This window comes from Halochromatium glycolicum, from assembly GCF_016584085.1.
In the GTDB taxonomy this organism is placed as follows: Bacteria; Pseudomonadota; Gammaproteobacteria; order Chromatiales; family Chromatiaceae; genus Lamprobacter; species Lamprobacter glycolicus.
The window spans coordinates 39,294-55,784 of the sequence record NZ_NRSJ01000033.1 but is presented as its reverse complement, the minus strand read 5'-3'; the positions used below and the strand labels follow the sequence as shown (position 1 = coordinate 55,784).

Annotated in this window: 23 protein-coding genes and 1 pseudogene; 17 read left to right on the top strand and 7 right to left on the bottom strand. The window is 61.7% G+C overall.

What is annotated here, in order from left to right:
- The first annotated feature begins 2 nt into the window (after nucleotides 1-2).
- The 7 genes from CKO40_RS25455 to CKO40_RS16440 all read left to right on the top strand — a co-directional run bounded on the left by CKO40_RS25455 (nucleotide 3) and on the right by CKO40_RS16440 (nucleotide 3,479).
- The gene (locus CKO40_RS25455; protein WP_420827391.1) at nucleotides 3-164 is read left to right on the top strand and encodes an integrase core domain-containing protein; all 162 of its coding nucleotides are present in this window, start codon (nucleotides 3-5) and stop codon (nucleotides 162-164) included.
- 74 nt (nucleotides 165-238) lie between these two features.
- Nucleotides 239-814, top strand: a complete 576-nt coding sequence (locus tag CKO40_RS25615) for a type I restriction endonuclease subunit R, EcoR124 family (protein WP_242477122.1) — start codon at nucleotides 239-241, stop codon at nucleotides 812-814.
- A gap of 214 nt (nucleotides 815-1,028) precedes the next feature.
- Nucleotides 1,029-1,490 carry a PIN domain-containing protein gene (locus CKO40_RS16460; RefSeq protein WP_200347509.1) on the top strand — a complete coding sequence of 154 codons (462 nt, stop codon included), beginning with the start codon at nucleotides 1,029-1,031 and terminating at the stop codon, nucleotides 1,488-1,490.
- A gap of 183 nt (nucleotides 1,491-1,673) precedes the next feature.
- On the top strand, nucleotides 1,674-2,336 hold the full coding sequence (locus CKO40_RS16455; RefSeq protein ID WP_200347508.1) for a restriction endonuclease subunit S: 663 nt from the start codon (nucleotides 1,674-1,676) through the stop codon (nucleotides 2,334-2,336).
- Nucleotides 2,336-2,761 (top strand): ATPase, encoded by a 426-nt coding sequence (locus CKO40_RS16450; protein ID WP_200347507.1) that lies wholly within the window; start codon nucleotides 2,336-2,338, stop codon nucleotides 2,759-2,761. The genes CKO40_RS16455 and CKO40_RS16450 overlap by 1 nt, the downstream gene beginning before the upstream one ends.
- Nucleotides 2,758-2,988 (top strand): hypothetical protein, encoded by a 231-nt coding sequence (locus tag CKO40_RS16445; RefSeq protein WP_200347506.1) that lies wholly within the window; start codon nucleotides 2,758-2,760, stop codon nucleotides 2,986-2,988. The genes CKO40_RS16450 and CKO40_RS16445 overlap by 4 nt, the downstream gene beginning before the upstream one ends.
- Nucleotides 2,985-3,479: a hypothetical protein gene (locus CKO40_RS16440; protein ID WP_200347504.1), complete on the top strand. Its 495-nt coding sequence runs from the start codon at nucleotides 2,985-2,987 to the stop codon at nucleotides 3,477-3,479. Before CKO40_RS16445 ends, CKO40_RS16440 begins: the two co-directional genes overlap by 4 nt.
- A gap of 41 nt (nucleotides 3,480-3,520) precedes the next feature.
- Here CKO40_RS16440 and CKO40_RS16435 read toward each other — a convergent pair whose 3' ends face one another.
- Entirely contained in the window at nucleotides 3,521-3,715 is a 195-nt protein-coding gene (locus CKO40_RS16435) for a hypothetical protein (protein WP_200347503.1), read from the bottom strand.
- Here CKO40_RS16435 and CKO40_RS16430 point away from each other — a divergent pair.
- Nucleotides 3,714-3,869, top strand: coding sequence for a type II toxin-antitoxin system RelE family toxin (locus tag CKO40_RS16430; protein ID WP_200347502.1), 156 nt, complete (start codon nucleotides 3,714-3,716; stop codon nucleotides 3,867-3,869). The two genes, CKO40_RS16435 and CKO40_RS16430, sit on opposite strands and share 2 nt — an antisense overlap.
- Before the next feature lie 103 nt (nucleotides 3,870-3,972).
- Nucleotides 3,973-5,229, top strand: a complete 1,257-nt coding sequence (locus CKO40_RS16425; RefSeq protein ID WP_242477121.1) for a type I restriction-modification system subunit M — start codon at nucleotides 3,973-3,975, stop codon at nucleotides 5,227-5,229.
- Here CKO40_RS16425 and CKO40_RS16420 read toward each other — a convergent pair.
- The 4 genes from CKO40_RS16420 to CKO40_RS16405 form a co-directional block, all read right to left on the bottom strand.
- Nucleotides 5,153-5,644 carry a hypothetical protein gene (locus tag CKO40_RS16420; RefSeq protein ID WP_200347501.1) on the bottom strand — a complete coding sequence of 164 codons (492 nt, stop codon included), beginning with the start codon at nucleotides 5,642-5,644 and terminating at the stop codon, nucleotides 5,153-5,155. The genes CKO40_RS16425 and CKO40_RS16420 overlap by 77 nt on opposite strands.
- Nucleotides 5,645-5,657: 13 nt before the next feature.
- A complete protein-coding gene (locus CKO40_RS16415) occupies nucleotides 5,658-5,843 on the bottom strand; it encodes a hypothetical protein (protein WP_200347500.1) in 186 nt (61 codons plus the stop codon).
- A gap of 259 nt (nucleotides 5,844-6,102) precedes the next feature.
- Nucleotides 6,103-6,597 (bottom strand): anthrone oxygenase family protein, encoded by a 495-nt coding sequence (locus tag CKO40_RS16410; RefSeq protein WP_200347499.1) that lies wholly within the window; start codon nucleotides 6,595-6,597, stop codon nucleotides 6,103-6,105.
- A 16-nt stretch (nucleotides 6,598-6,613) separates the two neighbouring features.
- Complete coding sequence (locus CKO40_RS16405) at nucleotides 6,614-7,618, bottom strand: NmrA family NAD(P)-binding protein (RefSeq protein WP_200347498.1); 1,005 nt, start codon at nucleotides 7,616-7,618, stop codon at nucleotides 6,614-6,616.
- Between CKO40_RS16405 and CKO40_RS16400 the strand changes: the two genes are divergently transcribed.
- From CKO40_RS16400 to CKO40_RS25440, 8 genes and pseudogenes are all read left to right on the top strand, one after another.
- The gene (locus CKO40_RS16400) at nucleotides 7,605-8,609 is read left to right on the top strand and encodes an AraC family transcriptional regulator (RefSeq protein ID WP_200347496.1); all 1,005 of its coding nucleotides are present in this window, start codon (nucleotides 7,605-7,607) and stop codon (nucleotides 8,607-8,609) included. The genes CKO40_RS16405 and CKO40_RS16400 overlap by 14 nt on opposite strands.
- Complete coding sequence (locus CKO40_RS16395) at nucleotides 8,602-8,907, top strand: S24 family peptidase (protein WP_200347494.1); 306 nt, start codon at nucleotides 8,602-8,604, stop codon at nucleotides 8,905-8,907. The genes CKO40_RS16400 and CKO40_RS16395 overlap by 8 nt, the downstream gene beginning before the upstream one ends.
- Before the next feature lie 287 nt (nucleotides 8,908-9,194).
- Nucleotides 9,195-9,506, top strand: coding sequence for a hypothetical protein (locus tag CKO40_RS16390; RefSeq protein ID WP_200347492.1), 312 nt, complete (start codon nucleotides 9,195-9,197; stop codon nucleotides 9,504-9,506).
- Between the two features lie 237 nt (nucleotides 9,507-9,743).
- Nucleotides 9,744-10,160 (top strand): H-NS histone family protein, encoded by a 417-nt coding sequence (locus CKO40_RS16385; protein ID WP_200347490.1) that lies wholly within the window; start codon nucleotides 9,744-9,746, stop codon nucleotides 10,158-10,160.
- A gap of 2,024 nt (nucleotides 10,161-12,184) precedes the next feature.
- Entirely contained in the window at nucleotides 12,185-12,646 is a 462-nt protein-coding gene (locus CKO40_RS16380) for a hypothetical protein (protein WP_200347488.1), read from the top strand.
- A gap of 118 nt (nucleotides 12,647-12,764) precedes the next feature.
- Complete coding sequence (locus CKO40_RS16375; protein ID WP_200347486.1) at nucleotides 12,765-13,103, top strand: hypothetical protein; 339 nt, start codon at nucleotides 12,765-12,767, stop codon at nucleotides 13,101-13,103.
- Between the two features lie 328 nt (nucleotides 13,104-13,431).
- On the top strand, nucleotides 13,432-13,737 hold the full coding sequence (locus CKO40_RS16370) for a hypothetical protein (RefSeq protein ID WP_200347484.1): 306 nt from the start codon (nucleotides 13,432-13,434) through the stop codon (nucleotides 13,735-13,737).
- A gap of 364 nt (nucleotides 13,738-14,101) precedes the next feature.
- A pseudogene (locus CKO40_RS25440) lies at nucleotides 14,102-14,491 on the top strand (DUF4417 domain-containing protein); the annotation flags it as partial.
- Nucleotides 14,492-14,572: 81 nt separating this feature from the next.
- Here CKO40_RS25440 and CKO40_RS24485 read toward each other — a convergent pair.
- Both CKO40_RS24485 and CKO40_RS16360 read right to left on the bottom strand, forming a co-directional pair.
- The gene (locus CKO40_RS24485) at nucleotides 14,573-15,037 is read right to left on the bottom strand and encodes a hypothetical protein (protein ID WP_242477118.1); all 465 of its coding nucleotides are present in this window, start codon (nucleotides 15,035-15,037) and stop codon (nucleotides 14,573-14,575) included.
- Between the two features lie 110 nt (nucleotides 15,038-15,147).
- Complete coding sequence (locus tag CKO40_RS16360; protein WP_200347480.1) at nucleotides 15,148-16,218, bottom strand: nuclease-related domain-containing protein; 1,071 nt, start codon at nucleotides 16,216-16,218, stop codon at nucleotides 15,148-15,150.
- Nucleotides 16,219-16,491: the final 273 nt, after the last annotated feature.

Genomic DNA, 16,491 nt, shown 5'->3' with positions numbered 1-16,491 from the left:
CGATCAAGTACGAGCACCTCTATCTGTACGGCTACGAGACCCCGGCGGAGGTCGAACAAGGCCTGCAGCGTTACATCCCCTTCTACAACGAGCAGCGCCCGCATAGCGCCCTTGACCAACAACCCCCGGCCGCGGTCCACTGGACCTCCATGCCGGACCCCTAAACCCGAGAGGAATCGGCCTCCAGACTTTACTTCTCAGAGCCGGCCAGTGGTCCAACGATTGGGGTCCACCTCACATGGTCCTGGTCGCCACCGAGCAGAAGCTCATGATCATGCGGCCGTGTCAGATCTATGCCGTCAAGGCCATCATCGACTGCATCCTGCAGAACCGCGGCAACGGCTACATCTGGCACACCACCGGCAGCGGCAAGACGCTGACCTCGTTCAAGGCGTCCACCCTGCTCAAGGACAACCCCGAGATCGAGAAATGCCTGTTCGTGGTCGACCGCAAGGATCTCGATCGCCAGACCCGGCTCGAATTCAACAAGTTCCAGGAAGCCGGCCAAGGGCTGAGCGAGGACGCCATCCGCGACGGCTATCAGAACTTCAAGGCCGAGAAGACCCAGGACGCGCTCGCCGACCTGGCCGCGCGTCACGGGCTCGCGCCCATGGCACTACAGGGCTTCGTCGATGGCGTGCTGGACCGGCTCATCTTCGACGGCGAGGCGCTCACCGAGCTGTTCGCGCCGCTGGAACTCGGCTGGAAGGCGCGCGGCGCCGCCGAACTGGCGCTGATGGCCGAACTGGTGCCGCTCTTGAAGAAACAGGCGGGTGGGCGCGAGATTTCAGGGTTGGCGGCGTACGAACACTAATCGAGAGGTGAAAACATGAATCTTGTTGAACGCATCACGGAGGAATCACGGCAACTGCCCGTGCAGGCGCAAACCGAAGCACTCGATTTTATCGTCTTTCTACGCGGTCGATATCCAAGCCCTACCGCGCCTGACGACGAGGATTAAATCGGCCGGTTGCTACGTCACCCATTGCAGCTAGCAGACGCGCAGCCGCTGCCTCGGGACAAGACCCATGAGCGCTGAGCGCATCTTTGCGGACACGAATATCTGGTTTTATGCCTTTGTTCGCGGACAAAATCCTGAAGACCAACGTAAGAATAACGTTGCTGCCCAACTGATCCCGAAGCGACCGGAATTGAGCGTTCATGTCGTCAATGAATTGAGTGTCAATCTCCTGAAAAAGGCCGCTTATGACGAAGCCCGATTACAACAGTTCATTCAGGCCATCTACCGGCCTCATCGTGTCCATCCGCTACCCTACGATACCTTGATGCGTGCCTCTCGGTTACGCGAGGGCTATCTTTTCAGTTATTGGGATAGCCTGATTGTCGCTGCAGCACTGGAAGGCGACTGCCCGATGCTCTATTCGGAAGATATGCAGCACGACCAAATGATTGAGCAATCGCTCAGGATTCATAACCCCTTTCGTAACTGTTCAGCCCCCCTAACTTCTTTAAATTCAGTTAGTTACTAGCGTCTCGATCTCAAGTATCAGCGGCTCGTAGTTGTAACCCATTGATTTTCTCTGAGTGACGCCTTTTTTCTGCCTGTTTTCAAAATTTAGACGAAATTATTCTTCTTTAATAACAATAGGCTGCGAGTTCCAAGGGGGGTCTGAACGGTTACCCCCTTTCTCTGACATCCCGCAGATATCAGCATGAGCGAGCAAAAGATAGGGCTGGTGCCGCGGTTGCGGTTTCCTGAGTTTCGGGAGGCGGGGGAGTGGGAAGAAACCACCTTAGGTCAAAATCTTTCAAGACAGCCCGAGTATGGAATAAATGCACCGGCGGTTACATACAGTGATGAGTTACCGACCTACCTTCGGATAACAGACATTTCTGACGATGGTCAAATTCGTCAAGATCAAAAGGTTTCTATAGCGAAAAAGATTACAGATGAGAATTACTTGAATGCAGGCGACATCGTACTGGCAAGGACTGGCACAAGTGTTGGAAAGGCATACAAGTATCGCAATGAGGATGGCAGGCTTGTTTTTGCCGGATTCCTGATTCGGGTACGGCCAGACAAGTCAAAGATCAATTCAGAGCTTCTTTTTCAGTTTCTCTCAACTGGAAAGTATTGGCGTTGGGTTGCTTTCACTTCCACCCGCAGCGGTCAGCCCGGAATAAACGGCACCGAATATGCGTCTTTGCCTATTCAGCTACCACCAACGCTCAAGGAACAGGAGAAAATCGCCGCCTGCCTCTCCTCCCTCGACACCCTCATCGCCGCCCAAGCCGAAAAACTTAACGCCCTGAAAGCCCACAAGAAAGGCTTGATGCAGCAACTGTTCCCCAGCCCGGAGATCGTCAGCGGCTGATGGGCAAGAAGATCATCATCATCGCCGGCCCGAACGGAGCGGGAAAGACGACCTTCGCGCGCTCCTTTCTGCCTCAGGAGGCCCAGTGTCCGCGCTTCATCAACGCCGACCTGATTGCCGCCGGGTTGTCGCCCTTCCAGCCCGAGGCGGCGGCCATAAAGGTAGGGCGATTGATGCTGGAGGAGATCGCGGAGTGCGTGCGCCGCAGCGACAGTTTCGCCTTCGAGACCACCTTATCGGGATTGATCTATGCGCAAAAAATCGAGCAATGGCGGGCAGCAGGCCATCACATCAGCCTGTTCTTTCTGGCCCTGCCCAATGCCGAAACGGCCATCGCCCGCGTCGCCGAACGGGTGCGTCAGGGCGGACATGCGATTCCCGAGGCCGTGATTCGGCGCCGCTTCGTCGGGGGAGAACACTCATGAAGCCGCGCGATATTTCCGAAGCCAAGGACCCCGATCTGCGTGCCTCGCTCGCTGCCATGCAACGCGCCGCGCAATCGGCCCGCAAGACCGCCATACAGACCGACACGGCCATCGTCGTGGTTCGAGAGGGTCAACTGGTGCGCGTCTCGGCAGACGAATTGCGGCAACAGATCACCGATGATGACATCAGTCGGCAGACCATGGCGCTCAAGGAGTCTGTCTCATGACCATCGATGACATCCTCCCATCCGTGGGCGCGCTCTCCCACGCGGACAAGCTTCGCGTAGCGCAGCTCGTCCTGCAACAGCTCGCGCAGGAAGCGCCCGCAACGGCACAGCCAGAGCAGCCGGCCGCCGAGCCCTTCGACCCGCGGCGTTTCTACGGCGCGGCACGTCAGTCGCGGCAGGACCTGGATGAGTCTCTCAATCCATCACCAGAGGCATATCCGATGGAAGCGATTCGCAAGATCGAGCACATCACCAACGGTGAGCTCCACCTGCAACTACCTGAAGCCTTCTGGGGGCAGGAGGTCGAGGTCATCATCCGCACCACGGCAACCGCAGCGCCCCCCGGCGCGAAGCCGGGTCAGCACTTGCGCGGCAGCCTCAAACAGTATGCGGACCCTGAGCGCAGGGCGCGCGAGCAAACGGCTTGGTCGGATGCGGTGAGCAAACCGTTGTCGCGTTGTGAAACCGCGAGCGCGAAACTTACCCGATAACGTCGCCCGCGGGACGCCTTCCCGGTCGCAACCTTTACCAACTAGCGCTGATCACCATGCACCACATCACACTCAACATCAAAGACGAGCAGTTGGCCAAACAGGTTATCTAGTGGCTCGAACACTTCAAGAAGGATGGCTTCGAGATCGTCTCCGTCGAGGATCTCGACGACTTGAAGGCGTTCCACGCCACGCGCCGTGAAGCCTCGGTGCCATTCGAGGACTACCTCGCCCATGCGGATTGAGCTGCGCAAGAGTGCCATCAAGGATCTGACCCATTTCGAACCCGCCTATCGGCTTCGCGTCGGCGATTATCGCGTGCTGTTCGATGTCGTCGACGAGACCATCCTGGTGGGCCGGATTCTCCATCGGCGAGAGAGCTACAAATGACACACGAACAACTCAGCCAGCTCGGCAAGACCCTCTGGACCATCGCCGACGACCTGCGCGGCGCCATGAACGCGGACGACTTCCGCGACTACATGCTCTCGTTTTGTTCCTGCGCTACCTCTCCGACAACTACGAGGCCGCCGCTCAGAAAGAGCTCGGCGCCGACTACCCGAGCGTCGCCGCCGATGACCGCCGCGCCCCGCTCGCGGTCTGGTACGCCGACAACGCCGAGGACGTGCTCGCCTTCGAGAAGCAGATGCGCCGCAAGGTGCACTACGTCATCCACCCCGATTACCTCTGGCGCAGCATCTACGAGCGCGCCCGCACCCAGGACGCCGAGCTGCTGCAGACCCTCGAGCGCGGCTTCGGCTACATCGAGAACCAATCCTTCGCCAGCAGCTTCCAGGGCCTGTTCTCCGAAATCAACCTCAACTCCGAGAAGCTCGGGCGCACCCCCGCCGACCGCAACCGCAAGCTCGCCACCATCGTCGCCAAGATCGGCATCGCCCAGTTCTCCACCGACAGCGATATCCTCGGCGACGCCTACGAATACCTCATCGGCCAGTTCGCCGCCGGCTCCGGCAAGAAGGCCGGTGAGTTCTACACCCCGCAACCGATCTCCACCATCCTCTCGCGCATCGTCACGCTCGACAGCCAAGACCCCGCCAGCGGCAAGAAGACCCGGCTCAGCTGCGTGCTCGACTTCGCCTGCGGCTCCGGCTCCCTGCTACTGAACGTGCGCCAACAGATGGGACCGCACGGCATCGGCATGGTCTACGGCCAGGAAAAGAACATCACCACCTACAACCTCGCGCGCATGAACATGCTGCTGCACAGGCTGAAGGACACCGAGTTCGCCATCTACCACGGCGACTCCCTGACCAACGACTGGCCGCTGCTCAACGAGATGAACCCGGCCAAGAAGCTCAAGTGCGATGCGGTCGTCGCCAATCCGCCCTTCAGCTACCGCTGGGAGCCCAACGAGGCCCTCGGCGAAGACTTCCGCTTCAAGAGCCACGGCCTCGCGCCCAAATCCGCCGCCGACCTCGCCTTCCTGCTGCACGGCTTCCACTTCCTGAGCGACGAAGGCACGATGGCCATCATCCTGCCCCACGGCGTGCTCTTCCGCGGCGGCGTCGAAAAGCGCATCCGCACGAAGCTCCTCAACGACGGCCACATCGACACCGTCATCGGCTTGCCTCCGCAACTGTTCTTCTCCACCGGCATCCCGGTCTGCATCCTGGTGCTGAAGAAATGCAAGCAGCCCGGCGACGTGCTCTTCATCAACGCCGCGGTCGCGCGTCGTCGCGCGCCTCCTCGTTCCGCTGCGCGGCCGCATCGCGCGCGAGGCTGGCCTTGATCTCGGCGCCGCTCAGCACCGCCGGTGCCAACGCCGCACCGGCCGCGCCGGCAACAGCGAGCGTCGCGCCATCGGGCAACGCGTCCACGCGCAGCCCAAGCCGGAGTCCCGCGGCGCCGGGCGAGGTCACGCGCACCGCGAGACGATGCCCACCGTCACTGATCGGCCGCCAGTTTGCGGGCTCATCGAGGATCGCCGCGAGTGCCCCCTCCGGCACCGCGCGACCGAAGCCGAGCCGCGCATGCACCGGGATGGTATCGGGATCGGCCACCCAGCCGCGCTCGGTTTCGGTGAGCGGCGGCAGCGTGATCGCTGGGATCGGCGTGTCAGCCTCCGCCAGCCGGAACAGCAACAGCCCGGCAAGTAGCGCAACGGCGGCGGAAGCCGCGAACGGTCTCCGAGCAGTGGACCTCACGGCAGGACGTGTGTCAGTGGCCGGATCGCAACCGCAGCATCCGGTCCGCGCCGCGCTGAAACGCGTAGTCGACCGAAACGATGTCTGCTTTCCAGCCGGCCGCTTGCGCCTGGGCGATCACGGGCTCGACGTGCGGCGACGGCTCCCCGTTCAGGGTGAGCAGCGGGAAAAGGCGCACTTCACGGCTGACGCGCAGCAACTCGCTCAGACCTAGGTCGAACCGAGCTCACCCGACAGCAGCCGCGCCGAGTCGTCAAGCGCGAGCAGGATCGCAATCGCCAAACGACCGATCGATGATTGGGCAATCCGGGAAACAGGATGTTTATGTTCGCGATACCCGAGGATTGCTTTACCGTAAAAGAACGAAGCGCGCGCCCAGGGGGCAAATCGGAGGATCGAGAAACGCAGCGTCGCGCCAGTGAATGCCCGAGCGTCCCGTGAGAGCCGGGCGAGTCAGGTTAAAGCCACAGCAACACGAACAGCAATGCCACTGTGACCAGAGATGCGACGACTGTTCTGATCGCGTTCCACCTGACCCAGCGGGCTTCGAAGTCGCGCCGGGCTGATGCCAGTGCATCGTCATCCATTGCGTCGACATCCAGCGTTTGAAGCGCGTTGTTCAGCGGTACATTGATCCTGAACGTGGGCACCTGGACGCCAACGACGTAGATGATCGCGCTGGCGACAAGGAAAACCCGCTCGATGCCGTAAAGTTGCAGGGCTCCCATCACCGCCGAGAGCAGCAGCGCCACAGCAGAGCCGATCCAGACCAGGCCGAAGACGGGCTGGCCGGCCTGGATGACGCCGTCGATCACCTGAAACCCTCGAATAAATGCTTGATCGCCGAGCTTTCCGAGTCCGGGCATTACCACGGTTGTGAAGGCAAAGGCGAAACCCGCCGTGAGCGCACAGAATAACGTCGCCAGGATCAAGACAAGTTCCAGTAAACTCATGATGCACGCTCCGTCATTACGCTGCGGCCTTCCAGGTCTCGGTTGCAGCAATCGCTCTAGCGAAGTCCGCAAAGTCCTTCGGCTGCCGCCCGAGGGCACGCTGCACCCCGTCTGTCAGATAGGCATTGCGCCCGTCCAGCACGGTCGCGAACAGATAGTCGAGCATCCACAGCACATCCTGGGGTGCACCGGAATCGGCGACGCCCTGTACAAACGCATCGTGCGGTACCGGCCTGTACTGGATCGTCCGCCCGGTCGCCTTCGAGAGTTCGTCCGCGACCCCGGCCAGGGTCAGCAAGCGTGGCCCTGTCACTTCATAGAGTTCGCCGGCGTGACCTGGCTGGGTCAAAGCAACGACCGCGACGTCTGCAATGTCACCGACATCAACAAAGGGCTCCGGCGTTGACACCTCAGGCAGGGTGATCTGCCCGGCCTGCACCATGTCGATAAACGCCCCTTCCGAGAAGTTCTGGTTGAACCAGCTCGCACGAACGATGGTCCAGTCGATGCCACTGTTCTGGATCATCGCCTCGCAGGCCTGGGCTTCCGCTTCGCCGCGACCCGATAGCAGCACCAGGTGCTTCACATCAGCCGATCGTGCCCGGCGGACCAGTTCGCTGATCGCGTCGGTCGCGCCAGGCATCGCCAGATCGGGTGCATAATTGATGTAGACCTTGGTCAAGCCCTGGAGGCATTCATCCCAGTTCGCGGCGTTGTTCCAGTCAAAGGAGGGTGAGGCCGATCGCGAGCCCAGCCGCACGGAGACACCCAGGGTCTTCAGTGAAGAGACGATACGGCGACCTGTTTTGCCGGTGGCGCCCAGGACCAGGACGAGGTCATTGCTGTTGGCGGTGCTGGTTTGCGTGGTCATGGGGTTGCTCCCAGAGGTTGGTGAACGTGCGAGCACATGATCTTGCGCCAGCGGGTTTCGTTCTTTGCCGGTGCTGCCAAGGTTTTGGCCAAGTGCGCCAGGACTCACCTGTGGTCTACGTTGTCCGGGTTGTCGAATGAGCCAGCTCACCTCGCTTTATGTCTATAAGGTCGTCGGCCAGGCGAGCCCCGGCGTTGACACCGCGGACCTTGTCAAACAGCTTGGCCTTGACCCGGAGGGTCCGATCGATCCGGCCCGCATGGTGTCGTCGGCTGCGTATTACGACTTCTTTGCCGCATTGGCCGACCGCGATCCCAATGGTCTCGCGCTTCCGCTCCGTATCGGTGCGGCCATGCGCAGCGACGAGTACGGCGCCTTTGGTCTCGCCTGGAAATCGGCGCCGACGCTGCGTGGTTCCTTCGCGAGATCAGAGCGGTATGGCCATGTGCTTGGCGCCGCAGAGACCTATTCGCTTGAGAGCACCGCCGACGGTGTGTTCTTTAACCTTGAAAAGGCGGGCGATGGCCGGGTAGGCATGCTGCTGTCGAACGAAGCGAGCCTGTCGGCCGTCGACACGATCAGCAGAGAGGTGAGCACAAGTGCCTTCGTGCCTCTGGCGGTCTATTTCAGGCATGCACCGAGAGGCGATATCTCGGTGTATGAAGCACATTTCGGCTGTCCGGTTCACTTTGAATCCGGGCGCGATGCCCTCTTGGTCAGTGACGCGAGTCTCGATGCGCCAAATCGACTCGGTGACGAGACGATCGCTGGATTCTTTGATCGCCATCTCGAGCAGCAACTGGCGTCGCTGACACAAGAGCGTCACCTCGAGTGTCGGGTGCGGCGCGCCGTTGCGACTGTACTCAGTGAAGGGGTACCCACGGTGTCGTCCGTCGCCTCGGAGCTCGCGATGAGTGCTCGCACGCTGCAGAGGCGGCTCTCTGAGCAGGGTCATTCGTTTCAGACTCTGGTCGATAGGGCGCGAATGGATCTGGCCCAACGGTTGCTCGCTGAAACGGACTACAGTCTTGCCGAAGTCGCCTTCCTGACGGGGTTCGCCGATCAAAGCGGCTTCACCAGGGCGTTCAAGCGCTGGGCAGGCCAGACGCCCCGCTCCTATCGACTGGATGCAGGTGCCTGAGCGCCTGGCCGAGCGCGCGCAGTTCGCGCTGCGGGTGCGCGGCGACTCGATGACCGAGGATCAGATCGAGGACGGCGACCTGATCCTGATCGCCCCGCAAGCCAGCGCCGCCAACGGCGAGATCGTCGTCGCCCTGATCGACAATGAGGCTGCCACCCTCAAGCGCCTCTACCACGAAGGCGCCACGGTGCGCCTGCAGCCCGCCCATGCCGCGCTGCGGCCGCTGCGCGTTCCAGCCGCGGCCGTGCGGCTGATCGGCGTCGTCACCGCCGTCCTGCGGCAGACACGCGCGCGCTAGACCCGGCGCGAGCCGGCGCCACGGCCCGAGCGCCCCGCGCCATCGCGCCCGAACACCACGATCCGTTCAAACGCATCGAGCAATCGATGAACGTTCCGTTACGCTCCGCGCTCAGCAGGACCGAGGGTTGGTCTGAGCAGCGCCGGCAACGGCTCGCTAAGTTGCTGTTTTGAAAACACTTCAACGAGGCTCGCCACAGTTGGCACAGGGGCTGCTGTAGCTCTGGCAAGCCCCGGCAACGGTCGGCGCTTCCACACCCCCAACCTCCCCACCCCGGAGCACAGCCCATGAAGACCCTGACCACCACCCTGACCGCCACTGTCCTCAGCCTGGCCACTGCCGGCGCCACGGCCGGCGATGTCTACCAGGGCCTCAGCAGCGGTCATCCCGACCTCTCCAGCCAGCCGGCCGATCATGAGGACGGCTTCGGCATCCGTGCCCTGCAGCCCGGCGTCGGCAGTCAGATCGACCGTTACCACGGCATTGCCGATGGCAACACCGACCTGTTCAATGTCCGCTTCGACGGACCGCCGCAGCACCACGGTGAGCGCCCGGTCATCTATGGCGCCGCCCAGGGCAATCCCGATCTCTCATTCTGACCCCACCCCGTCGCCCACAGCGTGCCATCAGGAGGGCCGGTGACCACCGGTCTTCCTGATTCGTGCTTCGTGATTCCTGATTCAATGGCTTGAAAATCGTCCATCCCTAGCCGATGGAATAAGAGCCCATCGCTTGCATTTCCGTCTCCATTGTCCAATCATTCATGCAATCCAGCGGCGTGAATGACTCCGCAGCTGGTCACAACCCCCAAATCGATCACCCTGACGGAGACACGAATGGACGAAATGCACCACCTCAGCGCCGATGAATTGAAAGCCCAGCTCGCCGCGCTCAGCGCCGAGCAGGCCGCCCTCGAGGACGCCCTCAAACAACGCCACGAGGCGGAAAAGAGCGAGTTTGCCGCCGAGATCACGGCGCTGATCACCGAGCGCGGCCACGATGTCGAGGAGATTGCCCAGCTGCTGCAGGGCCGCTCGAGCGGACACAAGCGCCGCCGGCAGCGGGTTGCCGCCAATGAGGCCAATGCCCGCTACACCCGCTATGCCGACCCGGACAACCCGGAGAACACCTGCACCCGCGGCCGGATGCCGAATTGGCTGATCGAGAAGATGGCCGCCAATGGGTTCGATCCGTCCAATGCCGAGCACCGCGCCCAATTCAAGGAGCAGCACCTCGTCGAGCTCGCCGCCTGAGCGGCGCACCGCCGCCATCCGGCCAGCGACCTTCCATCCATTCAAGCCGTTCACACGGATTGTGGACAATTCAGGTGATCGCTCGGCGCCAACCGCCCCGATGCGTCGCGCATGCAATCGCTTGGGCGCGCTTGGATTGACTGGATCAATGTTCGATGGCGGACGCCGAATCAATGGGTTAGCGATCAGCCCCGAGCACGACGGCCCGGCTGAGAACGGGCCGATGGTGCTCGCTGTCAAGTCCCATTTATCCACGCCGCCTGTGGATAACCCTGTGCACAGCCGCACCGCTGCGAGCGCTGAGCCCTTGCCATTGTTACGGTTTCGTCACCTTCCAGTCAGATCGGTGCGCGAGTGAACAGCCGGAGACTTTTTTCGCGGCAGACCTGATCGGCTCACGGACGGTTTGCCCCAGTGATCCGCCCCGGTCGCGCGCTCCACCGGGGCCGCCCGGGATCGCGGCGTCGCTGTCCCGGCTTGCGCTTGTATCGCTGTCCCCGCCGACTGCAGTCGACGCCCGCGTTCGCTGCCCGCTCCGTCTCGCGCCTTGCTTGCCGCTCCCGGCGGTAGCAAGCCGCGTGCCGTCGCTCGGCCGCAGACCGATCGACCTCGACGTCCGTCCTGCTGCTGCTCTGTCGCTGCTTGACGCCAGCCCTGCTGCACTGCTGACGCTCGACCGCCGTCCTGCTGCTCCTGCTCTGGCCCTCGAGACCCATCCTGTTGTGCCTGCTCCTGCTGCTCCGCCGTTGATCCTCGGTCGCCCTGCTGCTGCTCATCCTGCTGCTGCACTGCTGTCTCAGCCCGCACCGCCCGCGCTGAGTCGCTTTGCCTTGAGCCTTGATGATGACGAGGGCAGCGCGGCGGCACGCACGACACCAAACAAGCCGCGCCGATGCCGGCTGCTCCATGCTGCCGCGAGCGAGGATCGAGATCGTCATTGCGCCTGCGACGGGGTGCCGAGTCCCTGGCAACCAGCTTGCTCCCGGCAGGCACCAGGCCCCGCACTGTCCTTCCTTGGGAGCTGCGCCCCGCCATCGCTGACGCTCGTCGGCGCTCCGCAAAGCTCGGCTCCTGCCTCGCCGGCTCCCTGCCGAAGAACGCCCGGCATCCATGCCCGGCTCGCTTGAGCGGGCCTGCCCTCCGTGGCGAAGACGCTCGGCCGCAGCCGCACCTCACTCACTCCCTCCCTCCGCTCCCGTTCTTGCAACGCCGTTTCAGGGGGTTGCAAGAACTCCCGCTCCGGTCGCTCGCTCGGCGGCGGCTGCCGCCTCGGCAAGCCCGCTCCCGGCGGGCTGGCTCCCAGCCAGAAGAGCCGCCGGCCTCCTACCCGCGGGCAGCTTCGCTGGACCGGCGCGGCCTGCTCCCGGCAGGCGGCGCCGGGCTCGGCTCCATGCCTCGCTGCTGTGGACCGCTGACCCAGCGGCCAGCGCGGAGTTGATGGTGCCGGTTGATCGGCCCGAGCCAACCGCTCGCTTGCGCCGGGTCTCGTCGCCGCTCGGTCGCTGTCGCAGCGCCCCAGCAGCGCCGGCCCCGGCACATCGCTTCGCTCGGTCGCGCTCGCGCTGAACGCTCAGCCCTGGCCCCGGGTACCGTTCCGGTCCCGGCGCCCGGTCTGGCGTCAGCACTTCGCTAACGTCGGTGCTGCCCGAAAGGCCGCGGCGCATGCTGATCCGCAGCTGCCAGACAACCCCGCTCGCGCCGGACGCTCGGCCCAGCGCGCGTGCCGTCCCAGCCCGCCCGCAGGTCCGGCGCCGACACGTCGCTAGCGTCATCGTTGGTTGAGAGGCAGTAGAAGCCGTTCCTCACCCAACCGCCAGCATTGCGCTGGGACAGCGCAATGTCTCTGGGCGGGCTCGTCGCGGCCACAGAGGTGCAGCCTTCACCGCTAGAGCTGACGCCACAGCGCGCGTTGGCCCGGCGCCCCCTGCGGCTAGTCAAGCGTTGGAGAAGATTTGTCTTGCACACCAGAATATCCTGGAATATAGTCGTGTCTCAGTTATATTCCAGGATATTCCAGAGGGCGTATGTTCGATAATCACCATGCTCCAGTTGAACATGTTCAGTATCAGCAGCAGCAAATCCAGCGTCACGAAATAGCTAGGATACAACAGGTTATTTCAGAAACGGAGTGGCATCTCCAGAATCTGCATCGGCAAGCAACTTCTATTGGTCAAAACATGGAAAAAGAAGAGGAGAGGCAGGAGTACGCGAATTTGTTATTTACGCTGAATCAAACAAGTAAAGTTTTGCGGCACCATTATGATACTCTCAATGAAATGATACGCATGGCCAATCTGAGTTTTGGAAGAAATCTACCCGAGCAATGTCGTCGAGAGATCTATCACCTTTATCATGCTGGTAGATACAACCAGTCTCAACTTGCTTCGCACTATGATGTCAGTCAGTCGGCTGTAAGTAAAATTGTAAATGGACCAGAACCAGCTCAAATCGGAGGTGTGAATCCGCAGAGTGTTGCCTCGCCATAAACCGGTCGGCTTCAAGCGATTCCGAAAAGCGGCGGCCTACTTTTCTGGTCGCCTGAAACAACCTTTTAGGCTTAATTGCGCACAGGTATTAGAAAACTCAATACACGGAGAATATCCTATGCACATAGACGATCTAATTAATGAGATACGGCCACATATACCATTTTGGTCAGAAAAGTCTGCTCAGAGATTTATCGAAAAGTTTAATGAAGATGATCGAATAGCTCTTGTTTCTGCTTTATACTTTGGGCGCAGCCATCTTCATTTAAATGAAGTTAATGATGATCACATGAAGTATCTTCGGTCTGGCGAAATGAATAGATTTTGGGACAAGGATTGCGTTGAGGATGACGAAATTGCTCGTGTACTCTATGAAAAAAATACCAATTTAACAGCATACTACGATGCCTTTTTGCGCTGCACGACTAACTCTAATTATGATCGAAGTAACTATTAAACGCCATGAAATGGCCTAACACGGCGCTCCAACCGACCCCGCGCGGCCAGTATCGTTAGCTAATCTCAAACGCGGTGCGTCGCTGGGGTCGGCTTACCTCAGCCGTTGTCGGCAGAGACCAAGTACCTCCACTTGGTATAGAAAACGTTTCAAATCGCATCTGAGCCTGCATCAACTTATTACAGTTGACGCTAGATGGACCGCGAGAGTATGTACGTGTACTGGCTTGTCTCTGTGATCATGCGACTCTTTTTGATCATACGACGAATTTTTCATGCCTCGCTCCGTGGCTAATTGCGTGACAACTCAAGTCGATGAGGAAAAGACGATGGCAATGAAAGAAGCAAAGTTTAATTTAGCGAACACTCATTTCATACAAAACAAGCTGGAGAAAGAAGATTTCGCCGCAAGCAGTGCTGCCAATGATCTCAATGACCAACACCAAAAAGTGGTTGTCGAGTTAATAGCGCAAAAAGCGACCCCTGCAAAAATGATGCAGTCAGACTTCCCAAGCAATTCCGACACAGCGGTCAGGGATATTAACGTTGTTGTCAACTACGACGACGAACTATGGAGAACACAGGGATGTTTCCTGTCCGAATTTATTCCGCTTGTACAACAACATTGCCAGTAAGAAGGGATTAAGCAGTGCGCGGCCTACTTGCCGCGCATAACTCGCACCCCAGGGCAAAGCTATCCGATTGCACAGCTCTCCGTCCGGTAAGACCGAGCAACGCGGGCGATTCATCCGCGCTTCGCTCGCACCGACGCCACCCGCCCACCACGCCTGCTGACGGCGAGCCCGCCTCATCTCACCCTCGCCTGCGCCTTATCCACCCCTCACACGAGCGCGAGCGCGCCGCTCATCGCTTTGGTGCTGCTCGGCAGGAAGGCTGCTGCTACACTGGCGGCACGAGCAGATCACCGCAGAATCGCTGCATGCAGCACACCCAGCACCCCAGCGGCGGACGCGGCAACGACAGCAAGCCCAAGGGCGGATGACCCGCAGCTCGGCCAACTGGTCCGCCCACCCCGGCGGCTACGACGCGCTGCACTGCGAGCGCCACGTCTGGCCGAGCGACAGCCCGCACGGCATCCCCAGCCTGCTCCCGCAGACCTTCGACCTGCCGCCCAACCTCCGCCTGCTCCCGTACCGCTCCCGCCTCGATCGCCTCGACCCGACCCGCGACCGCTGCCACTTCTACCTCGACGACTACCGTTTCGAGTCCACCTGGACCCGGCTCGACATCGGCGCGCGCCATGTCGCCGGCTACTTCGCCACGCTCACCCCGGACTTCAGCCTCTATCCCGACTGGCCACTCGCCGGTCAAATCTGGAACACCTACCGCGCGCGCTGGCTCGGGCGCTACTGGCAGGCCGGCGGTCTGCCCGTGATCCCGACTGTGAATTGGAGCGATACGTCATCAACCTCATACTGCAGTTCGAGCCGATCGCACTCTTGGACGCCCTCACCGCCCCGGAATCGGTGCCCGATGCTGGCGCGCCCAACGACCGGCCTGCTCGAACAGCGGATGGCAGTTCTGCCCGACCGCCTCGCGCATCACCGCAGAATAGCTCTGCAGCCGCTGTGTCCAGCGGCTGAGGGCGTCATCGCAGTCTTCGATCGTTGGAGATCGGCCCCTTAGCTGTGCGAATGCTTGTTGGGCGACCAGCCGCGCATAGTGGGCGCGGCGGCGCCAGTCCAACCCATGCAGCGCGCGTTCGGCCTGCGCGAAGTCTTCCACCGAATGCCAGTCGTCGAACAGACGCAATGCATCCGGATAACGGGCGGCTTGGATGCGTGCAAAGGCTGCGCAGCCGAGCGGTGCGCGGTAGACGATGGCATGTCCACTGGAAGGATGCGCAGGAGCGCGGCTCGGCAGCAGCACCACGACGAGCAATAGCGTCGTCACGGTGAAGGTTCGGATCGACATCATCGTGATCAGCGCTCCGCGGTCAGGCCGGCCGTCGATTCGTGAATTCGTCAAGGCGCGGGGACCACTGGTGGTTGCGCCTGCCCTCCTCCGTCCGGGCGCGACTCGCGTTAGCGAATCGATGCGTCCTGGGTGGTGTGGACGGCCGCCCGCTTGCAGACCGCATCACGCGCGGCACGATTGGCTGCAGTATTGGCGATCAGCACCTCGGCCCGGGCGAGGTTGCAGGCCTCGCGTTGCAGCTGCTCGCCTGATTGATTCGACCAGGTCAGCGCCGGTGGGTCGGATTCCGCGGGCGGACGTTGTTCGGCGCGGGACGGCAAGCGCTCCGATCCGGCGCCGCCGGTCATGGGACGCGGATCGGCGGGCCGCTGGTTCGCGGCGGGGTCGCCCAGCATGTGCTGGGGGTCGCCGGTCTCCCGCATGCCGAGCACGGCCGTCAGACCGATGAACAGAACAACGACCAGAACGCCGCCGTGAAGCCCGAGCCCAAGAAGATCCGGTGAGCGCGATTCTATGGTGCCTAACCGCGCGTTTCGATGTGTGCTCCGACCGTGGCGCTGGCGAAGGCCAGCCAGATGCGCCTTTCGGGCCGAGCGGTCCCGGCGTACCGCGCCCACGAGGACGTCCCAACCCTGGCGCACTGGCATCGGCACGCGACCGGCCGCGTGCGAGCGCATGGCGCTGCGGAGCCCATCGAGATCGAGCACGCCTGGCGGTCGTCCCTTCGGGAAACGGGCACCGTCGAGGAAGACGACGTAGCCGATGACGGGCACATCCCGCAGCAGTCCGCAGACCGCTTCGGTATGGGCATAATTCTGGCGCAGTGGATTCTGAAACGCATGGCGCTGGCGCCCGATGACCTGCGTCCAGCGCGGTTCGCTCTGCTGACCAAGGATCAGGCCGCGGTAGTTCTTGGTCTCCACCACGACGATGCCCGCGGGCGTCAGGGCCAGATGGTCGATCTGGGTCAGACCGCCGCGGCCATCCGGCAGGATCACGTCGTTAAGAACCTCGGTGGCCGAGCGCTTGAGCACGCGGGCGACGGTGGCCTCGCCGAGCTTGCCGCGCCAGGCCGGGGCCGCACGTCTGAGCAGCCAGAGGATGAGCGCGAGCGGGACCACCGCCAGGAGCGGGGCCAGGAGGGCTTGGATCAGCGGAGTGAAAGCGGTGACGTCCATGACGGCATCGAAGCGGTCCTTACTGCAGCAGCGCCAGATTGCGCTGCCGACCAATAGTGTGCATCCGTCGCGGCAACAGTTGCCGTGATGCGCGTCGCAGTGAGCAGTACCGTCAGCGGCACCCTCGCTTGATCAACGCACTGGCGGCGTCAGGCCAAGTGGCTGTCCATTTTCTACTTCCCGATCATCGCCCAGCAGTGACCCTCAAATCGGGAACACGTTGATGGACGGTTTCCAAGCACGCATCCCAGTCCCGGCCAAGAGGGGCTCGGC

Bases quoted from the DNA above. Each gene is read 5' to 3' on its own strand.
- CKO40_RS25615 (WP_242477122.1), top strand. From the start codon at position 239: ATGGTCCTGGTCGCCACCGAGCAGAAGCTCATGATCATGCGGCCGTGT.
- CKO40_RS16460 (WP_200347509.1), top strand. From the start codon at position 1,029: ATGAGCGCTGAGCGCATCTTTGCGGACACGAATATCTGGTTTTATGCC.
- CKO40_RS16455 (WP_200347508.1), top strand. From the start codon at position 1,674: ATGAGCGAGCAAAAGATAGGGCTGGTGCCGCGGTTGCGGTTTCCTGAG.
- CKO40_RS16450 (WP_200347507.1), top strand. From the start codon at position 2,336: ATGGGCAAGAAGATCATCATCATCGCCGGCCCGAACGGAGCGGGAAAG.
- CKO40_RS16445 (WP_200347506.1), top strand. From the start codon at position 2,758: ATGAAGCCGCGCGATATTTCCGAAGCCAAGGACCCCGATCTGCGTGCC.
- CKO40_RS16440 (WP_200347504.1), top strand. From the start codon at position 2,985: ATGACCATCGATGACATCCTCCCATCCGTGGGCGCGCTCTCCCACGCG.
- CKO40_RS16430 (WP_200347502.1), top strand. From the start codon at position 3,714: ATGCGGATTGAGCTGCGCAAGAGTGCCATCAAGGATCTGACCCATTTC.
- CKO40_RS16435 (WP_200347503.1), bottom strand. From the start codon at position 3,715: ATGGGCGAGGTAGTCCTCGAATGGCACCGAGGCTTCACGGCGCGTGGC.
- CKO40_RS16410 (WP_200347499.1), bottom strand. From the start codon at position 6,597: ATGAGTTTACTGGAACTTGTCTTGATCCTGGCGACGTTATTCTGTGCG.
- CKO40_RS16400 (WP_200347496.1), top strand. From the start codon at position 7,605: ATGAGCCAGCTCACCTCGCTTTATGTCTATAAGGTCGTCGGCCAGGCG.
- CKO40_RS16390 (WP_200347492.1), top strand. From the start codon at position 9,195: ATGAAGACCCTGACCACCACCCTGACCGCCACTGTCCTCAGCCTGGCC.
- CKO40_RS16385 (WP_200347490.1), top strand. From the start codon at position 9,744: ATGGACGAAATGCACCACCTCAGCGCCGATGAATTGAAAGCCCAGCTC.
- CKO40_RS16380 (WP_200347488.1), top strand. From the start codon at position 12,185: ATGTTCGATAATCACCATGCTCCAGTTGAACATGTTCAGTATCAGCAG.
- CKO40_RS16375 (WP_200347486.1), top strand. From the start codon at position 12,765: ATGCACATAGACGATCTAATTAATGAGATACGGCCACATATACCATTT.
- CKO40_RS16370 (WP_200347484.1), top strand. From the start codon at position 13,432: ATGGCAATGAAAGAAGCAAAGTTTAATTTAGCGAACACTCATTTCATA.
- CKO40_RS24485 (WP_242477118.1), bottom strand. From the start codon at position 15,037: ATGTCGATCCGAACCTTCACCGTGACGACGCTATTGCTCGTCGTGGTG.
- CKO40_RS16360 (WP_200347480.1), bottom strand. From the start codon at position 16,218: ATGGACGTCACCGCTTTCACTCCGCTGATCCAAGCCCTCCTGGCCCCG.